General features: G+C 73.6%; 14 protein-coding genes. 3 read left to right on the top strand and 11 right to left on the bottom strand.

Annotated elements, in window-relative coordinates; translation table 11 throughout:
- Positions 1 to 18: 18 nt before the first annotated feature.
- Genes J7523_RS00895 through J7523_RS00870 form a run of 6 tightly spaced genes read right to left on the bottom strand, consistent with a single transcriptional unit; the run spans position 19 to position 8,121 of the window.
- On the bottom strand, positions 19 to 1,077 hold the full coding sequence (locus J7523_RS00895) for a glycosyltransferase (protein WP_291881243.1): 1,059 nt from the start codon (positions 1,075 to 1,077) through the stop codon (positions 19 to 21).
- Entirely contained in the window at positions 1,074 to 3,209 is a 2,136-nt protein-coding gene (locus tag J7523_RS00890) for a glycosyltransferase family 4 protein (RefSeq protein ID WP_291881242.1), read from the bottom strand. The genes J7523_RS00895 and J7523_RS00890 overlap by 4 nt, the downstream gene beginning before the upstream one ends.
- On the bottom strand, positions 3,206 to 4,345 hold the full coding sequence (locus J7523_RS00885) for an acyltransferase (RefSeq protein ID WP_291881240.1): 1,140 nt from the start codon (positions 4,343 to 4,345) through the stop codon (positions 3,206 to 3,208). Before J7523_RS00885 ends, J7523_RS00890 begins: the two co-directional genes overlap by 4 nt.
- Entirely contained in the window at positions 4,342 to 5,814 is a 1,473-nt protein-coding gene (locus J7523_RS00880; protein WP_291881238.1) for a hypothetical protein, read from the bottom strand. The genes J7523_RS00885 and J7523_RS00880 overlap by 4 nt, the downstream gene beginning before the upstream one ends.
- Positions 5,811 to 6,968 (bottom strand): glycosyltransferase, encoded by a 1,158-nt coding sequence (locus tag J7523_RS00875; RefSeq protein WP_291881237.1) that lies wholly within the window; start codon positions 6,966 to 6,968, stop codon positions 5,811 to 5,813. The genes J7523_RS00880 and J7523_RS00875 overlap by 4 nt, the downstream gene beginning before the upstream one ends.
- A complete protein-coding gene (locus J7523_RS00870; RefSeq protein WP_291881236.1) occupies positions 6,961 to 8,121 on the bottom strand; it encodes a glycosyltransferase in 1,161 nt (386 codons plus the stop codon). Before J7523_RS00870 ends, J7523_RS00875 begins: the two co-directional genes overlap by 8 nt.
- Before the next feature lie 279 nt (positions 8,122 to 8,400).
- Between J7523_RS00870 and J7523_RS00865 the strand changes: the two genes are divergently transcribed.
- Positions 8,401 to 9,918, top strand: coding sequence for a polysaccharide biosynthesis tyrosine autokinase (locus J7523_RS00865; RefSeq protein WP_291881235.1), 1,518 nt, complete (start codon positions 8,401 to 8,403; stop codon positions 9,916 to 9,918).
- A 198-nt stretch (positions 9,919 to 10,116) separates the two neighbouring features.
- Here the strand turns inward: J7523_RS00865 and J7523_RS00860 are convergent, their stop codons facing one another.
- The 4 genes from J7523_RS00860 to J7523_RS00845 form a co-directional block, all read right to left on the bottom strand.
- Positions 10,117 to 10,680 (bottom strand): hypothetical protein, encoded by a 564-nt coding sequence (locus J7523_RS00860; protein ID WP_291881234.1) that lies wholly within the window; start codon positions 10,678 to 10,680, stop codon positions 10,117 to 10,119.
- 207 nt (positions 10,681 to 10,887) lie between these two features.
- Complete coding sequence (locus J7523_RS00855; RefSeq protein WP_291881233.1) at positions 10,888 to 12,771, bottom strand: DUF4012 domain-containing protein; 1,884 nt, start codon at positions 12,769 to 12,771, stop codon at positions 10,888 to 10,890.
- Positions 12,772 to 12,837: 66 nt separating this feature from the next.
- Positions 12,838 to 13,473: a CAP domain-containing protein gene (locus J7523_RS00850; protein WP_291881232.1), complete on the bottom strand. Its 636-nt coding sequence runs from the start codon at positions 13,471 to 13,473 to the stop codon at positions 12,838 to 12,840.
- A complete protein-coding gene (locus J7523_RS00845) occupies positions 13,470 to 14,795 on the bottom strand; it encodes a UDP-glucose/GDP-mannose dehydrogenase family protein (protein ID WP_291881231.1) in 1,326 nt (441 codons plus the stop codon). Before J7523_RS00845 ends, J7523_RS00850 begins: the two co-directional genes overlap by 4 nt.
- 63 nt (positions 14,796 to 14,858) lie before the next feature.
- Between J7523_RS00845 and J7523_RS00840 the strand changes: the two genes are divergently transcribed.
- Positions 14,859 to 15,326 (top strand): VanZ family protein, encoded by a 468-nt coding sequence (locus J7523_RS00840; protein ID WP_291881228.1) that lies wholly within the window; start codon positions 14,859 to 14,861, stop codon positions 15,324 to 15,326.
- On the opposite strand, the gene J7523_RS00835 is transcribed toward J7523_RS00840, so the two are convergent.
- On the bottom strand, positions 15,316 to 16,782 hold the full coding sequence (locus tag J7523_RS00835) for an NCS2 family permease (protein ID WP_291881227.1): 1,467 nt from the start codon (positions 16,780 to 16,782) through the stop codon (positions 15,316 to 15,318). The two genes, J7523_RS00840 and J7523_RS00835, sit on opposite strands and share 11 nt — an antisense overlap.
- Before the next feature lie 243 nt (positions 16,783 to 17,025).
- Between J7523_RS00835 and J7523_RS00830 the strand changes: the two genes are divergently transcribed.
- Positions 17,026 to 17,631 carry a low molecular weight phosphatase family protein gene (locus tag J7523_RS00830; protein ID WP_291881225.1) on the top strand — a complete coding sequence of 202 codons (606 nt, stop codon included), beginning with the start codon at positions 17,026 to 17,028 and terminating at the stop codon, positions 17,629 to 17,631.
- Positions 17,632 to 17,709: the final 78 nt, after the last annotated feature.

The raw sequence follows: 17,709 nt of genomic DNA, 5'->3' as shown, positions 1-17,709 counted from the left end.
TGCACCTCTCGGCGGCCTTCATGAGGAACCGCTGCTCATCGCGTCACGGCACGCGACCGCGAAGGTGTCGCGCACCCGGTCGGGGGCGAACCGGCTGAGGGCGAGCTCACGTGCGCGCTCCCCGAGCCGCGTCCGCACGGACCGCTCGCGCACGCTCACCAGCGCGCGCGTCAACGCACCGACCGAGCCGGGCCGCACGAGCACGCCGGCGTCGCCGACGGCCCACCGCGTGGCCGGCAGGTCCGACACCACGACCGTCCTGCCCAGCATCATCCCGTCGACGAGCTTCACGGGGAGCTGGGCGCGGGAGTAGACCGTCGGCCTCGACGGGAGCGCCACGATGTCCGCGGTGCCCGCGACGTCGAGGCCCCGGTCGAAGGTCGTCGTGCCGATCCACTGCTCCCACGGCTTCGGGTCCGGCGGCGGCACGTCCGTCACGACCAGCCGGAACCCGTGGTCCTGCGTCCGGGCGACGGCCGCGCGCAGAACGTCGAGCCCCTTGTGCGGCTTGTCCGTGCCCACGAACGCGATCGTCGGGGCGTCGTCGCGCTGCCCCGCGCGGAGCCCGGGGTCCTCGCGGACGTGCGGCACCACCGTGCTGCGCCAGCGTCGGGCGAGCGTCGGGTTGCTCGCGATCGTGGGGGTCCGCAACGCCGCCGAGCGCAGGCGCTTGAGCTCGGCCACCCGCTCCCGGCGCCAGACGGCGCGGGCGGCCCGCCGGGCCGGGTCGGCCCACGACAGCTGGTGCTCGATGTCGGGGTCGTCGATGTCGAGGAGCAGCGGCCGGCGGGCCAGACGGCTCAGCTCGAGCGCGACGCCGAACGACTCCGGCAGCGGTTTCGCCGCGATGACCAGGTCGCTGCGCTGCACGGTCTCGGACATCGACGCCAGGGACCTGTCGCCCGCGACGTCGCAGTCCTGCGCGAACTCCGTCCCTGCCAGCGGCGCCCACAGCTCGTCGCCCTGCGGCGACAGCAGCGTGACGTCCCAGCCGAGCGACCGGCACAGCAGCCACAGGCAGTAGGCGCGCCCGAGCGAGTTGCTGCGGAAGTTGGAGGTCAGGATCACGACGTTCACCGGTGGTACTCCTGCAGCGTGACGCCCACCGCGCCGAGCGTGCGCCCGGCGCCGATCATCGCGGTGCGCACCCCACGTGCCCGCCGGTCGAGGTCGCGGCTCACGACGCCCGCGCCGGCGAGCAGGACGCCCACGGCCATCCGGGCGACACCGTCCGCGGACCCCACGAGCCGCGCACCCGTCCGTCGCAGCGGGCCGTCCGCGAGCACCACCGAGGTGCGGCTCCAGGTGTTGCCCCCGCGCAGCGCACGGCGGTACACCCAGCGGCTCGTGAGCCGGTGGGCGGGCACGTCCTCGTGCACCTCGGCGTCGTCGCACCAGACGATGCGGCCGCCGGCCCGGACGAGCTGTCGGGTGAGCAGCGTGTCGGACCCGCCGGTCAGACCGAACCTCTGGTCGAACGTCAGGCCCAACGCGCGGATCGTCCTCATGTCGAGCAGCAGGTTGTTCGTCGCCGCCATGGGCCGCGACGTCCCGGTGGCGAACCTCGGCCGCGGCGGGAACCCGAACGCGCGGACCCACGGGTCGGGCGGCACGTCGAAGTGCGAGACGACCGGCCCCACCACGGCCGCCGGACGCAGCTCCTCGTACACGTCGATCATGGTGCGCAGCCACGCGCCGACCGGCCGCTCGTCGTCGTCGACGAACATCACGACGTCGACGTCGTGCACGGCGGCGATCGCGGCGTTCCGTGCGGCGGCGATCCCGGGCTCGGGCTCGTGCACGTACCGGACCTTGCACCCGCTCCCGCTGAACCGCTCGACGATGTCGCGGGCGCTCGCCGTCTCGTCGTTGTCCACGACGACGACGGTCGCGCTCGGCTCGACCGACCGCGCCTGCTCGACGAGCAGCGGCAGCAGGGCCTCGAGCTCCCGGTGCCGGCGGTAGGTCGGCACGCAGACGGCCACCGTGGACCGGTCGGCGCCGTCGACCCGCGACGACGGCCAGTCGCTGCTCGTCGGTCCGTGGCCGTCGACCGCGCCCGTGAGGCCCGCGTACAGAGCCAGGTGCACCGCGGTCATGGCGGCGAGGTCGAACCGCTCGTCGACCTCGCGCGCGGCGGCGAGCCCGACATCGGGTGCCGCTCCGGCGGCGCGCACGATCGCGTCCGCGAGCGCCTCGGCGGTGGCGGACCGGGCCAGGAACCCGGTGCGGCCGTCGACGACCTTGTCGGGGATCCCGCCGACGGGCGTGCCCACGACCACCCGGCCGTGGGCCATCGCCTCCAGCGTCGTCAGGCTGCTGCCCTCGTGCCGGGACGGCTGCACGAACATCCCGGCGGTCGACAGCGCGCGTTGGACCTCCACGTCGGTGCGCCGCTCCCGGATGCTGAGCGGCACACCGGCGGTCGCCGCGGCGGTCCGCAGGCGCTCGGCATACGGCCCCGAGCCGAAGTGCACCCAAGCGGCGTCCGCCGGCAGGACCCGCCGGACCTCCGGTCGCCGGAGCGCGTCGAGGAGCAGGTCGTACCCCTTGTTCCGGACCAGACGGCCCACGGTGACGATCTCGAACCGCGCGGGCGGCGTCGCGCCGTCGGCCTGCCGCCGGAGCGCTGCGGCGTCGACGCAGTTGGGGATCACGACGACCCGCTCGCGCGCCACCCGCAGGTTCCGCACCACGGCGTCCACGAGAGGCGTGTCCGTCGCGATCACGCGGGACGCGTGGCGGGCCTGCCGAGCCTCCGACCGCAGGAAAACGCGCCGCGGGTAGCGCAGCAGGTCGAACGAGCCGAACTCCTCCATGCCGTGCGGGTTGACCACGGTCGGCACCCGCGACCGGCGCACCGACCGGCGCCGCAGCACCCCGGCCGCACCGCCGTGCAGGTGCCATACCTCACGAGGTGCACGCCGCGCGAGCAGCGCGGAGGCCAGCCGCCTGTTCCACTGACGGTAGGCGGGTCCGAACCCGAGGCCCGCGGTGCGCCGGTCCCACCGTGGCCACGGCACGTCGACGAGGACCACAGACGGCGGCAGCTGGCCGTGCACGTGCTCGGCGGGCGCGAACAGGCGCACCTCGACCCCGGCGTCGACCAGCTGCCGGACGTGCTGGCCCGCGGCCCGCTCCATCCCGCCGATGCCGTCACCGAACGAGATCGACCGGACCCCCACCGTGACGACCGGACGCGCCGTCATGCGCCACCACCCGCCGGGCGCTGGTCGACGACGCGTCGGCGCCAGGCCAGCGCGGGGACCTCGACCGCCCGCCAGCACAGGACGCCCACGCCGACGCCGAGCGCCACGAGCAGCGGGATCCGCAACGCCGCCGTGAGGCCGTCCACCGAGGACCCGATCGCGCGCATCAGGACCAGGTGCGCGAGGTAGATGCTGTAGCTGGCCAGCCCGACCACCTGCACGACCCGCAGCCCCGCGAGCCGCCCGAGCGCCGTCCGGAGCCGTCCGCTCGTCCTGAGCAGGCCGTACGCGATCAGCAGCGCGGCCGCGAGGGTCTCCGCCGACGGGCGCGCGACCCGCTGGTACAGGTCCTGCCGGACCAGCGCGGACGCGAGGAACAGCACCCCGGCGACCAGCACCGCCGCGTCCGACGCGAGGACCCGCCGGACCCGCGGCAGCCGGGCGGGATCGCTCAGCACGTCCACCACGACCGCCGCGATGATGCCGAGCCCGATCGAGTCGACGCGGGCGTCCGTGCCGTAGAGGATCCGGGTGTTCGACGCGCCCTCGGACCAGAGCACCGTCCGGACGACGGGCCCGGTGAGCACCGCGGCGGTGCCGATGACGAGCAGCCACCGTGTGCAGTGCCGCGAGCGCACCGCCATGATCCACAACACCGCGAAGACGATGTAGAACTGCTCCTCGATCGCGAGGCTCCACACCACGGACGAGCCGGGCAGGACCCGGCCGGCGCTGCCGTCGGTGTAGAGCCAGTTGTAGACGAAGAACACCTGGGCGGACACCGCGCGCCAGTCGATGCTCGACAGCACCGCGAAGACCAGGGTCGGGACGAGCACCACCACGACGAACGGCGGTCCGAGCTTGAGGAGCCTGCGCGCGTAGAACGCGGAGGGCTGGAACCCTCCGGTCCGCCGGCGCTCGCGGAGCAGGACCGTGGTGATGACGAACCCGGAGATCGCGAAGAACACGGTCACGCCCGTGGCACCGGGGACCACCTGGGCGAGACCTGCGTGAGCGAGCACGACGAGCAGCACGGCCACCGCCCGGAGCGCGTCGACGTGCGCGTAGCGCTCGCCTCCGCCCGACGGCGCGACGACCGGCTCGCCCGCGCGCCGGACCCCCGCGGGCGCGCTCACGGCACGTCCTGACGGAGGTCACCGGCGAGGGCGGGCGCGCGTCCGCGCCGCGCGAAGGCGAACCAGCCGATGAGGACGACGGTGCCGAAGAAGACCACCGACCCGCCGAGCGGACCGCGCAGCAGCCCGACCTGCGCCGTCGCGACGAGCACGGCGAGGTGGGGGGCGAGCCCGCCCTCCTGCCGGTTGTACGCGATGTCGAGCGTCCGGGACACGTACCCGAGCACGCCCATGCCGAGCACCATGCCGACGACGGTCGCGTCCAGGTACAGCTCCGACCACAGCGGCAGGCTGAGGTTGAGGAACGAGTACCCGCGGTCGGCCGCGATGTCGAGGTTCGCGGGCATCGCCTTGCCGGACCACAGCGACCGCGGCACGAAGAACGCGAACGCCGCGAGGATGTGCTCGCCGTGCGCGTAGCCGTAGTCGCGGACGTGGGCCAGCGCCGTCATGGTGGTCTGGAAGCCGTCGAAGTCGATCCCCGTGAACGTCGACAGGTCGACGCTGCGGGACGTCTGGGTGGCCGACTTCTTGAACCAGGTGGCGAGCGGGTAGAGGACGACGGTGCCGAGAACGAGGACGACGGCCGCGACGGCCCGACGGTGCACGTTGAGCAGCGGCACCAACCCCAGCACGACGGCCCCCGCGGCGCTGAACACCAGGTAGCGGGGCGTCGACCAGGGGTTCGCCAGGATGACGAGCAGCGCGACGCACACGAGCAGCCGGAGCGCCGCGACCATGACGCCCGCCGAGCGGGAGCGCCTCGCGCGGACGAGCGCGTCCGCCGACGCGTAGCCCACGACGGTGAGGATCGCCACGGGCAGCCGGTTGATCAGGAACAGCCGCACGGTGTCTCCGCTCGCGCCCATCTCGCCGAGCGCCTCACCCACCGCCGCGCCGGCCTCGTCCCGCGTCGTGAAGCGGGTCGGCAGCCCGCCGGTCGTCGTGACGACGAAGAACGCGAGCAGGATCGCGCACACGATCAGGACGGCCAGCCGGCCCCTCGGTGCGCCGGCCGCCGGGGTCCGGTCGGCGTCCTCCGGTCGCCGCCGGCCCGACACGAGCCGGGCGCCCCCGAGGTAGGACAGGATCGCGCCGAGGAAGAGGAGCTGACCCCACGGGTACAGGTCGTCGAGCCCCGAGTCCGGCCACGGCAGCCTCCCCTGGCCCATCTGCGCGAGCGAGCCGACGCACATCCAGCCGAGCAGGAACGTCCAGAACACGAGCGCGACCGGTCCGCCGTGCGGCTGGGTCACCGTCAGCACGATCTGCCGCACGACGACGAACGACGAGATGAGCGCGACGACGATCGCGCTCGTGAGCCGCAGCTGGACGAACACCGCCCACAGCACCGTCGTCGAGATCAGCGGGACCAGCACGGCCGCCGCCCCGCCGGTCCGCCGCTCCGGCGCGTGCGGCGCGGGCCGGGTGCGCCACGTGCGCTCGACGAGCGCGGCGCCGCCCGTCATCGTCGTGCCTCCGCGACGAGCTCACGTGCGACCGCCCGGAGCTCGGTCCCCCGTCGCTCCCAGCTGTGCTCCTCGGCCAGCGCGAGCCGGCGCGCCCGGACCGCGGCGTCCGGTTCGGACCCGTACCGCGCGACCGCGTCGACGTAGCCGTCATCGGCAGGCCGCACGACGACGTCGCCGTCCACCTCGCGCACCGACGGCAGCGGCGTCGACACCACCGCGAGCCCGGCCGCCAGGTACTCGTAGGTCTTCAGCGGGTCCACGCCGCGCGTGTAGGGGTTCGAGAGGTACGGGATGAGCCCGACCGAGGCGCTGCGGTACAGGTCCGCCAGCTGCTCCGGCTCGAGCATCCCGTGGTACGTCGCGCCCGCGTCCAGGGTCCGCCGCAGCTCGGCCCCCGCCGAGCCGCCGCCCTGCGCCACCGGTCCGGCGAGGTGGACGTCCGTGCCCGACCCGGCGAGGCGCTCGAGGAGCGCGAAGTCGACCTTGGACGCCGTGAGGTTCCCGGCGAACACCGCCCGCCCCGGGTGCCGCTCCCCCAGCGTCCGCGACCCGTCGCGGAACACTGCGACGTCCGCCACGTTCGGCCACCGGAGCACGTCGGCGAACCCGGCCCGCCGCAGGTGGTCGTGCACGACGTCGCTCGTGGCGGCGGCCCGCGCGCCGCACCCCACGAGCCGTCGCTCCCCCCGCTCCACGACCGTCGCGGAGATCCCCGCCACTTCGGCCAGTAGGTCGACGCAGTGGTACAGCGCGCCGGAGGCGACGGACTCCAGTCCGTACGTCTCGGGCGAGTAGGTCCACAGGACGCGGGGACCCGGGTGTCGCACCCACGGCGCGACAGACCGGTGCAGCACCCGGCGGTTGACCGCCCGGCTCGGTCCGCGGTGGTACGGCAGGATCACCGGGGAGACGACGTCGAGACCGGGCGGCCGGTCGCGTCGAGCACCGCCCGGCGCAGTCCGTCCGCGCGTGAGCCGTCGGCGGACGCGCTGCAGGTCCCGCGCCGAGAGCTGCGGGCGCCGCAGCCCGAGGGACTCCACGAACGTGACCCGGAACTCGCGGGCCAGCTCGCGCGCCGCGAAGTGCTGGTTCGTCGCAATGGGCTGGTCCCAGTCGGCGGTGCCCAGCACCAGGACCCAGGGCTCAGCCACGGTCGGTCCCGGGAGCGGGCCCGACCTGCGGGTCGTCGACCGTGTCACGCCGACCGGTCACCCAACCGCGGAGCTCCGCGTCGAACCGGCGCGTCGAGAACCGGCGCGCGTGAACCGCCACCCCGGCTCGGTCCAGGGCGGCGGCACCCGCGACGGCGTCGGCCAGCTCGGTCCGCGTGAACCGGTGCACCGCCACGCCGCCGGCCGGGGGCATCACCGCCTCGGGAGCACCGCCGGCGGCGTTGACGACGACCGGCGTGCCGCACGCCATCGCCTCGACCGGCACGATCCCGAAGTCCTCGACGGCCGGGAACACCAGCGCGAGCGCCCTCTCGTAGAGGGCGTAGAGCAGCTCGTCGGACGGCCGCCGGACGATCGTCACCGGGACGATCGCCTCCGCGCCGCGCTGCCGGAGCGCCTCCTCCTCGGGGCCTGCGCCCGCGAGCACGACCGGAAGGCCCGCCGCCTCGCCGGCCGCGACGACCAGGTCAAGCCGCTTGTAGCCGATGAACCGACTCACCCCGAGCAGGAACGTCTCGGGCAGCCGGTCCAGGACCGCCCGCTCGTCGCCGACGACCCGGTCGGCCCAGCTGCGCGCCTCCTGGATCCGTTCGACCGCGACCGGCGGGTGGATCACCCGGGCGTCGCGGTGCCACGCCGACTCGATCCGCCGACGCACGAAGTGGCTGTTCGCGACGTACTCCGTCGCCGCGTCGGCCCGCGACCGGTCGATCGAGCGCAGCGCCGGCGCTGCGAGCACCGACGCGGCGACGCCGCCGCGGGCGTCCTGGTCGCGGGCCCACAGGTACCTCGCCGGGGTGTGGACGTACACGAGCTTGCGACCGTGCCGGGCGCGTGCGTGCCGCCCGACGTGGTGGGCGAACGCGTGCGAGCTCACAAGGACCACGTCGGCGTCGGACGTGTCCACGCCGCGCCAGGCGAGCACGCTCGCCGCGAGGGCGAGCGGCTTGTGCCGCCGCAGCGGCGTCCGCGCCAGCCAGGTCTGCTCCACGGTCCTGCCCGGGTACCGGTCGTGGTCGTCGTTCCACAGGCACAGGACCCGGGCCTCGGGGAACGCGTCGACCATGCGGTCGAACACACGCTCGGACCCGCCCGTCGGGGAGATCCACTCGTGGACCAGGAGCATGCTCATCGAGCCGTCGCACGGCGACGAACGCCACCCGGACGATGACATGGCACGCGAATGCGACCCACAACTGCCCCCCATCGCTCTGTGCTGCACTCACCAGCGCGACCCTGCGGCCAGGCTAGGCGATATCCCTCAGGAGCGACACAGGTCGTCGAGGGGCGTCCGGGCAGCCTCCGCGGGAGCGGGGACTGAGCCAAGAGACGCAGATCGACATGCGTGAGAGCATGAGCCGACCAGCAGAGCGTGGTCCGTGAGGCCACAGCAGGTGGGGGGGGCTACCTGGTGGAACTGCACGAGTACGTCGCGATCCTGCGCAAGCGGTGGCTCACCGTCACGGTCGTCACGGCGCTCGGCCTCGCGCTCGCGGTCCTCGCGACCGTCTTCGCGACGCCCATGTACACGGCGACCACGAAGACGTTCGTCTCGGTCCGTTCGGGCGACACCGTCGGCGACCTGGTGCAGGGCTCGACCTACTCGCAGAGCCAGGTGCGCTCGTACGCCCAGCTCGCGACCATGCCGGCCGTCCTCGACCCGGTGATCGAGGACCTCGGCCTCACCGTCGGGCCAGGCACCCTCAGCAAGGCAATCTCGGTGACGGTGCCCCAGAACACGGTCATCATCTCGATCTCCGTCACGGACCCGAGCGCGGAGCGGGCGGCGGCGATCGCCAACGCCGTGGCGTCGCACCTGTCCCAGGCGGTCTCCGACCTCGCGCCGACGCCGGCCACCGGCTCGGACCCGATCCGGCTGTCGACCGTCGCGGAGGCCGGCGTCCCCGGGACCCCGAGCTCGCCCGACGCCAAGGTGAACCTGGCCATCGGGCTGGTGCTCGGGCTCGCTCTGGGCATCGCCGCGGCCGTCGGCCAGGAGCTGCTCGACACGCGGGTGCGCAACGAGGACGACCTGCGCAAGGTCACGGACGCGTCGGTCATCGGCTCGATCCCGCTCGACGGCACCGCGGAGCAGAGCCCGCTCGTGGTCCAGGGCAGCCCCCAGAGTCCCCGCGCCGAGGCGTTCCGCCGGCTCCGCACCAACCTGCAGTTCCTGGACGTCGGTGAACGGTCGCGGGCGATCGTCCTCGTCTCGGCGATCCCCGCCGAGGGCAAGTCGACGACCGCGATCAACCTCGCCATCACGCTCGCGGACGCCGGCTCGCGGGTGGCCCTCGTCGACGCCGACCTGCGCCGGCCCAGCATCGCGTCCTACCTCGGCATCGAGGGCAACGTCGGGCTCACCACCGTGCTCATCGGGCAGGCGACGCTCGACGACGTTCTGCAGCCGTGGGGCAGCGACCGGCTCGACGTCCTGGCGTCGGGCCAGATCCCGCCGAACCCGAGCGAGCTGCTCGGGTCACGGGCGATGTCGGCCGTGCTCAGCACGCTCACCGAGCGGTACGACGTCGTGCTGCTCGACACCGCGCCGCTGCTGCCCGTGACTGACGGCGCCGTCCTGGCGAAGCTCGCCGGGGGTGCGCTCGTCGCCGTCGGGGCCGGCACGGTCAGCCGCCACCAGCTGGCCGAGGCGCTCGGCTCGCTGGAGTCGGTGGACGCACGCGTGCTCGGCGTGGTGCTGAACAAGCTCACACGGCGGCAGGGTGACCGGTACCCGTACTACGACTACTACGCCTCGGAGGGTTCGACACGTGCCGCCACCGGCGCGACGACCGGCGGGACGACGAGCGGCGGGACGACGGTCGCCGATCCGGACCCGGTCGGCGCCGCCCGGCACGTCCGGAGCGGCGGGGGCGCCAAGGTCCGCCTCTGGCCGGGAGCGCGCGTCCCCGAGCTCGACGAGTCCTGAGCCCGACGCTGTCGGGGCTCGCGACGCCCGGCGCGGTTCGCGCTCGCCGAGTCCTCAGCCGGCACGTCCTGCGCTCGACAGGTGCTCGTCGTCGGGTACGCACCCGGCTCGTGCCCGCACGCACGTCCGGCCCGGAGACGGGTCTCCGGGCCGGACGGTGGAAGCGCGCCCCGGGGCTCCGAGGACAGCTGCAGGGCTCTAGGCGGTCTCGCGCCTGCGTTGACGAGCGACGATCACCGCGCCCGTGCCGATGAGCAGCACGGCGGCCGCGCCGCCGGCGAGCGGGAGCACGTCCGTGCCCGTCGCCGACAGTCCACCCGCGGCGGTCGACGCGCCCGAAGCCGCCGACGTGAGCCCGCCCGCGGCGGTGCCGGTGCCGGTCGCCGGGACGACGACCGTCTGCGTGGACGACACGCCACCCGCGGTGACCGTGACGTCGTAGACGCCTGGTGCCGAGATCGCGACCCTCGCGTTGACCGACCCGTCGGCGTTGATCGGCACCTCGGCCGACTTGGTGCCGCTGATGCTGATGGCACTGTCGGGCGTGGCCGGGTTGCGCGAGGTCACCGTGACGAGGGCGGTCGCCCCGGGCGTCGGGATGAACCCCGTGCACGTGATGGTGAAGATGATGCCCTGCTGGGTGATGACGATGTTGATCGTGCACGTGATCACCGTGGGCGGGTACGCCGCCGACGCCGCGGCCGCGGGGGCCAGGGCCAGTGCCGCTGCCGTGGCAGCCGTCGCGAGAATGCGTGCTTTCATGGCAACCCCCCAGTTGCGCGTGCTACGTGGAACGAGCCCGTTGCGCTGTGCCAGGTTCCTCACGATAGCGACGGGCGTCCGGAGCGCACACCCTGGTGGCGAGAACAGGTCGCAGGACTGCGCGAGTTATGACACCGGTGAAGAGATCGCGTGACCGTGCGCTGCGAGAACGCTGAGAACGTCGCTACCGACCAGTTCCAGCATTTCTCACGATGTGGACGCCGCGCCGCAGAGCGAGGCCGTGACCACGGGTGTCGCACCCTTCACCGTGGGCGTCGAGCGGACCACCGGGACGCCCGGCTGACCGGGGCCGGAGACGATCTGGACCCCGAGCGTGAACGCCGCGCCGGGCGCCAGCTTCACGGTCCGCGCGCCGACCGCCAGGTCGTCGTGGAACTGCGAGAACAGCCCCGGCTCCCCCGTGCTCACGGTGCTCTTCGTGATCGACCCTCCGGTCGGTGCGTAGACGATCACGTTCGTCCAGATCTCGCCGGGCGGCGCGATGCCCGCCGCGCGCCCCGTGAGGTAGTCCGGCAGGTTCGCCGCGTCCGCGGGAGCTGTCGAGGTCAGCGTCAGGCTCAGGTCCATCGTCTGAGAGCCGTCGGGGCGGCATGCGGTCTGCGTCAGAGTGATCTCGGGCCGCAGGAAGTAGCCCATCTTGTCGGCGTTGGCGTCCTGCAGGTACACGCCCACCACCGGGGACGTCCCGCGGTGCCCCCGGAGCTCACCCGCGAGCACGGTGCCGCTGAGCAGCAGCTGCTCGGCCGGGTCGGCCGACCAGACGTCCAGCCGGCCCTCGCGCGCCGCGGTCGCGAGCGCCTCGACCAGCTTCGGCGAACCGCCGACACCGCTCGTGAGCGTGTCGAACACCGTGCGCGCCGAGGACGCGAAGAACGCGTCCTGGGCCTGGGTGTCGTCGGTCTCGAGGTAGACCTGGTGGAGCAGCAGCTCCTCGGCGTTCTCGGCGCTCAGCGTGCGCCCGTCGGCGAGCGTGACCGGGCCCGTCGCGCCCAGCACGTCCGCGAGCGCGCCCGGGTCGACGGACAGCACGCCGTCGACGTCCCCGCCGACGGTCCGCGCCCAGATCGCGCGGGCGAGCTGCCCGGCGCGCGGGAAGTCCGGGGTGAGGGTCACGTCGAGCATCGACTCCCCGAAGTGGGGCCCGAACAGCGCCACCTCGCCGTCGGTCAGTGCGAGCGGCGGCTCGGACAGGCCGTTGAGGCTGCTGCCCGCGTGCTCGTCGCTGATCTCGACGCGCCCGTCGTCGGCCGTCAGCAGCAGCACGGACCCCGGGATCCCGCCCGTGGCCCGCGGCTCGGCGTTGTTCTGGACCAGCAGCAGGTAGCGCCGCGGCCCGTCCGCCCCGAGCATCGGCGGCAGGAGCCGGACGGCCCGGGACGCCGTCGCCGTCGTCTCCGCGACCGACGCCACCTGCGAGCGCAGCTCGGTGACGGGCGCCTCGACGAGGGGCACGAGGCGGCTGGTGTCGATCCCCGCGAGGCGGTCCTGGGCGGTGGAGACCGCGACGTCGGCGGCCACCACCTGGGGCGCCACGTCCGCGAGCGGCTCGAGGTCGATCCGCCCGTCGACCGGCGCGAGCGTGCTGGGGTCGATGACGCGCGTCGCGTCGACGAGCGCGGGCAGCGCGCTCGTCGCGAGGTCGTCGACCACGTCGGACACCGTCTGCACGGCGCGCACGTTCGGTCCGACCCAGGGCAGCGCACCCACGACGGTCCACTGCACCCCGGTCGTCGCCTCCCGGGCGGCGCTCGTGTGCCGTTGCAGGTCCCGCACGGTCGACTGCGAGCGGTCGATCTCGCCCGCCTGCACCTGGGTACGCAGCGCGACGACGTCGTCGGCCGACGCCTGGAGCTCGTCACGCGCGGTCAGCGCGTTCGCACCGACCCAGGCCGCGCAGACCACGACCACCACCAGGACCGCCGCGGCGGTCACGACGCCCCACAGCACCAGACGTCGACCGGTCGCTCGGCGACGAGCCCTCCGTCGGCGCACCTCGGAGTCGGGATGCTGCGGCGGTCGCGCGGGCACCACCACCGACGCCCACTGCTCGCCCCATCGCGGATCTGTCACGTCAGGCCCCCGTCTGTCGTGTGGGTCCGATGCTAACCACGCCGACCCCGTCCGGGTCGTCGAACGTCACCCGTGACCGAGAAAGACCTCCGCGCACACGAGGTCGTCGCCGTCGTGGGCGCACCCGACGCCGAGCCTGTCGAGGTCCGGGGCCAGCAGGTTCGCCCGGTGCCCCGGGGATCCCAGCCACAGCGTGACGACCCGGCGGGCCGTGCCGGCTCCACGGCTGAGGTTCTCGGCCGCGAGCGACGACGCGCACGTGTCGAGAACCGGGCCGAGCGGCGCGTGCTCGAGCGGCTCGCCGACGAGGGCGCCGGCGCGCGCGACGGCCTGGTCGGCGGCGCACTCCGACCACGTCAGCGCGGGCAGGCCGGCGTCCGCGCGGGCCTCGTTGGTGCCCACGAACAGACCCCGGGCGTACGCCGCGGGGTCGACGTCGGGCGACCACGGCTCGTCCGGGTCGGCCGAGACCGCGTCCCCGGCCGACGGTGGCGTGGCGGTCGGCGGCGCCACCGTGACCGTCCCGGCGGGCGGTGCGGTCACGGTGACGGACGTGGGCGGCGGCATCCCGACCGTCGTCGACGACGACGCACCGTCGGCTCCCCCGCCCCTGACCAGGAGCGCGACGCAGACGCCCGCCAGGAGCATCCCGACGACCACCAGGACCCACCCAGCGCCCCCCGCGCCGGTGCGCCGGGTCACGGCCGGCCGAGCGCCCGGTACGTCCAGCCGGCGGCCCGCCACACGCGCGGGTCGAGGACGTTGCGGCCGTCGAGGATCCGGCGGTGCGCCACGACCTCGCCGAGCTTGTGCGGCTCGAGGTCGCGGTACTCGGTCCACTCGGTGGCCAGCAGCACCACGTCGGCGTCCTCCGCGGCCTCGAGCGCGGTGTCGGCGAACCGCAGGTCGGGCCACTTGGCGCGCGCGTTGACGATGCCCTGCGGGTCGGTCACGGTGACGTGCGCGCCCTGGAGCTGCATCTGGGCGGCGACGGACAGCGCGGGCGAGTCGCGCACGTCGTCGCTGTCGGGCTTGAAGCTCGCCCCGAGCACCGCGACACGGCGGCCGACGATCGAGCCGTGGCACACCTCGCGGGCCAGGTCGACCATGCGGACGCGGCGGCGCATGTTGATCGAGTCGACCTCGCGCAGGAACGACAGCGCGTCGCTCACGCCGAGCTCGCCGGCGCGGGCCATGAACGCCCGGATGTCCTTGGGCAGGCACCCGCCGCCGAAGCCGAGGCCCGCGTTGAGGAACCGCCGGCCGATGCGCGCGTCGTAGCCGATCGCGTCCGCGAGGCGGGTCACGTCGGCGCCCGTCGCCTCGCACAGCTCGGCCATCGCGTTGATGAACGAGATCTTGGTGGCCAGGAACGAGTTCGCGGCGACCTTGACGAGCTGGGCCGTCGCGTAGTCGGTGACCACGAGCGGCGTCCGGTCGGCGAGCGGCGTCGCGTACACCTCGTCGAGCACCTCGCGCGCGGCGACGCCGACCGCCGTGGGCTCGCCGTCGTCGTCGGTCGGGAGACCGTAGACGAGCCGGTCGGGGTGCAGCGTGTCCTTGACGGCGAACCCCTCGCGCAGGAACTCCGGGTTCCACACGAGCACGGCACCCGTCCCGTCGAGCCGGGCCGCGAGCGCCTCGGCCGTCCCGACCGGGACCGTGGACTTCCCCGCGACGACGTCGCCCGGCTTGAGGTGCGGCTGCAGCGCCGCGAACGCCGACTCGACGTACGTGAGGTCCGCCCGGAACTCGCCGTGCACCTGCGGCGTGCCGACGCACAGGAAGTGCACGTCCGCGGTGGCCGCCTGCGCCATGTCGGTGCTGAACCGCAGCCGGCCCGTGGCGCGCACCTCCGCGAGCAGCTCGGGCAGCCCCGGCTCGAAGAACGGGGCCTCCCCCGCCTCGAGCAGCTCGACCTTGCGCTGGTCGACGTCGATGCCGACGACGTCGTGCCCGAGCTTGGCCATGCAGGCCGCGTGCACGGCACCGAGATAGCCGCAGCCGATGACCGAGATGCGCACGTTCCCCCCAAGGGTGGTGAAAGCCGACGAATGCCCCAGGGCCCCTAACGTACGGTGTGCAGCGTGCGCACGGGACCGCCGAGAGGGCGAAGAACGGCCGCCGCGCTGGTGGTCTACCTCATGCTCGTCGCGCGCGTGACGCTGTGGCCGTCGCCCGCACCGGGCGAGACGTTCAACGTGGTCCGGGCGGTCGTGGGGTGGTTCTCGGACCGCGGGTGGCCAGTCACGTACGCGGGCGTCGAGGCCGTCGCGAACGTGGTGATGTTCCTGCCGTTCGGGGTGCTCGTCGGGCTGCTGGTGCGGCGCTGGTGGATCGTCGTGCTGCTCGCGCTGGCGACGTCGGCCACGATCGAGCTCGCACAGCTCGCGTTCCTGCCGACGAGGGTGCCGACCGTGCAGGACGTCGTGCTGAACACGCTCGGCGCCGCGCTCGGCGTGCTCGCGCTGCGCCTGCGGACGGGACGCACGACGGGCCGGCTCCCCGCGCAGGAGGAGCCGGCCCGTCGTGAGGTTCCGGACGTCAGCCGATGAGCGTCTGGATCGGTCCGCGCACGAAGTACAGGACGAACAGCACCGTGATGACCCACATGAGCACGTGGATCTGGCGGATCTTGCCGGTGAACGCCTTGATCACCACGTAGGTGATGACGCCCGCGCCGATGCCGGCCGTGATCGAGTAGGTGAACGGCATGAGGACGATCGCGAGGAACGCCGGGATGGCGACCTCGGGGTTCTTCCAGTCGATGCCGAGCACCTGCGTGACCATGAGGTAGCCGACGACGACGAGCGCCGGGGCGGCCGCCTCGGACGGGATGACGTCGACGAGCGGGGCGAGGAACGTCGCGAGCAGGAACGCGACGCCCGTGACGACGGACGCGAACCCGGTGCGCGCACCGTCGCCGACGCCGGACGCCGACTCGATGTAGCTCGTGTTCGACGAGACGCCCGCGGCACCACCCGCGGCGGCCGCGATGGAGTCGACCACGAGGATCCGCTGGACGCCCGGGGGGTTGCCGTTCTCGTCGAGCAGGCCGGCCTCGCCGCCGACGGCGACCATCGTGCCCATCGTGTCGAAGAAGTCCGCGAGGAGCAGCGAGAAGACGAGCAGGACGACCGCGACGATGCCGATCTTCGGGATCGAGCCGAACAGCGAGAAGTGGCCGAGCAGGCTGAAGTCCGGCGCCGCGACGACCGAGTCGGGGATGCCCGGGACGTTGAGCGACCAGCCGGACGGGTTGTCGACCTTGGAGCCGAGGCTCGCGATCGCCTCCACGATGATCGCGAGGATCGTCGTGCCGATGATCGAGATGAGGATCGCGCCGCGGACCTTCTTGACCATGAGGATGATCATCGCGAGCAGGCCGAGCACGAAGACGAGCACGGGCCACGTCGACAGCGAGCCGTTCTGGCCGAGCTCGATGGGCGTGCCGCCGCCCGGCGGGACGCGCACGAAGCCCGCGTCGACGAGGCCGATGAACGCGATGAACAGGCCGATGCCGACGCTGATGGCGGTCTTGATCTCGAGCGGCACCGCGTTGAAGACGGCCTGCCGGAACCCGGTGAGCACCAGGCCGAGGATGATGAGGCCCTCCATCACGACGATGCCCATCGCGTCCTGCCACGACATGTCGGGGAGTGCGGCGATGGAGAACGCGACGACGGCGTTGAGGCCGAGGCCGGTGGCGAGCGCGAGCGGGAAGTTCGCGACGACACCCATGAGGATCGTGAGGACGCCCGCGACCAGGGCGGTCGTCGCGGCGATCGTCGCGAAGTCGGCGAGGTTGTTCCCGGTGCCGTCCTGGACGCCGCCGAGGATGATCGGGTTGAGCACGATGATGTAGCTCATCGTGAAGAAGGTGACGAGACCGCCCCGGACCTCGGTGCCGATCGTCGAGCCGCGCTCGCTGATCTTGAAGTACCGGTCGATGGCGTTCTTGGGGGGCGCGGCGCGTTCGGCCTGCGCGGTGGGGGTGGGGGTCGAGGCCATGCGGCGAAGTGTAGGAGACACAGGACCTTCACAGGCCCCGTCCACGGCGCGCCGCAACACGGCCGTCACATGCGGTAACGCGGGCTGTCCGCGAGACGAGACACCTGCTGACCTGCGCGGTGGGCCGAACGGGTGGCGCACACACCCGATCGGCCCATCGCCCGCGTCTGCGCGGCGCACTCTGACGTGGGGTGCGTCACAGCGGCCGTCCACCGTGGTCACGTTCTCGGCATCATGGTCCCCGTGACCCCCGATCCTCTTCGCGTTCTCGTGGTGTGCACGGGCAACGTGTGCCGCTCCCCCGCGGTCGAGCGCCTGCTCGCCACCGGGCTGGGCGCCGCGTACCGCGGCAAGCGCCAGCGGGGAGCGCTCGCGCCGGCCATCGAGGTGTCGAGCGCGGGGACCGCGGCGATGGTCGGCGCGCCGATGACGCCCGAGACCGCTCACATCGTCGCCGCACTGGGTCACGATGCCGAGGCGTTTCAGGCCCGGCAGCTCACGTCCTCGATGGTGCAGCGGGCCGACCTCGTGCTCGCCCTCACGCGCGACCACCGCTCGGCCGTCGTCGAGCTGCACCCCGCCGCCGTGCGCCGCACGTTCACGCTGCGCGAGCTGGCCCGGCTGGTCGCGCTCGTCGAGCCGTCCGAGCTGCCCGGCGCGGGCGCCACCACTGCGGACCGACTGCGTGCGCTGATCCCGCTCGCGGCCGTCCGGCGCGGCCTCCTGCCGGCGCTGCCCGCCGACGACGACGTCCCCGACCCCTACGGCCGGGGCGAGGCCGCCTACCGCAAGTCCTTCACGCTGCTCGTCCCCGCCGTCGACGCCGTGGTCGCCGCCGTCCGCCGCTGACTGCAGTCACGGTCCCTCTTGCGCGACTGCACCGCTTCCGGGATCGTCGGTGGTCTGACCGACTCGTCCGCCACCCCC

The sequence above is a fragment of the Cellulomonas sp. genome, from assembly GCF_017744555.1.
In the GTDB taxonomy this organism is placed as follows: Bacteria; Actinomycetota; Actinomycetes; order Actinomycetales; family Cellulomonadaceae; genus Cellulomonas.
This window is presented reverse-complemented; position numbering and strand designations above follow the sequence as displayed.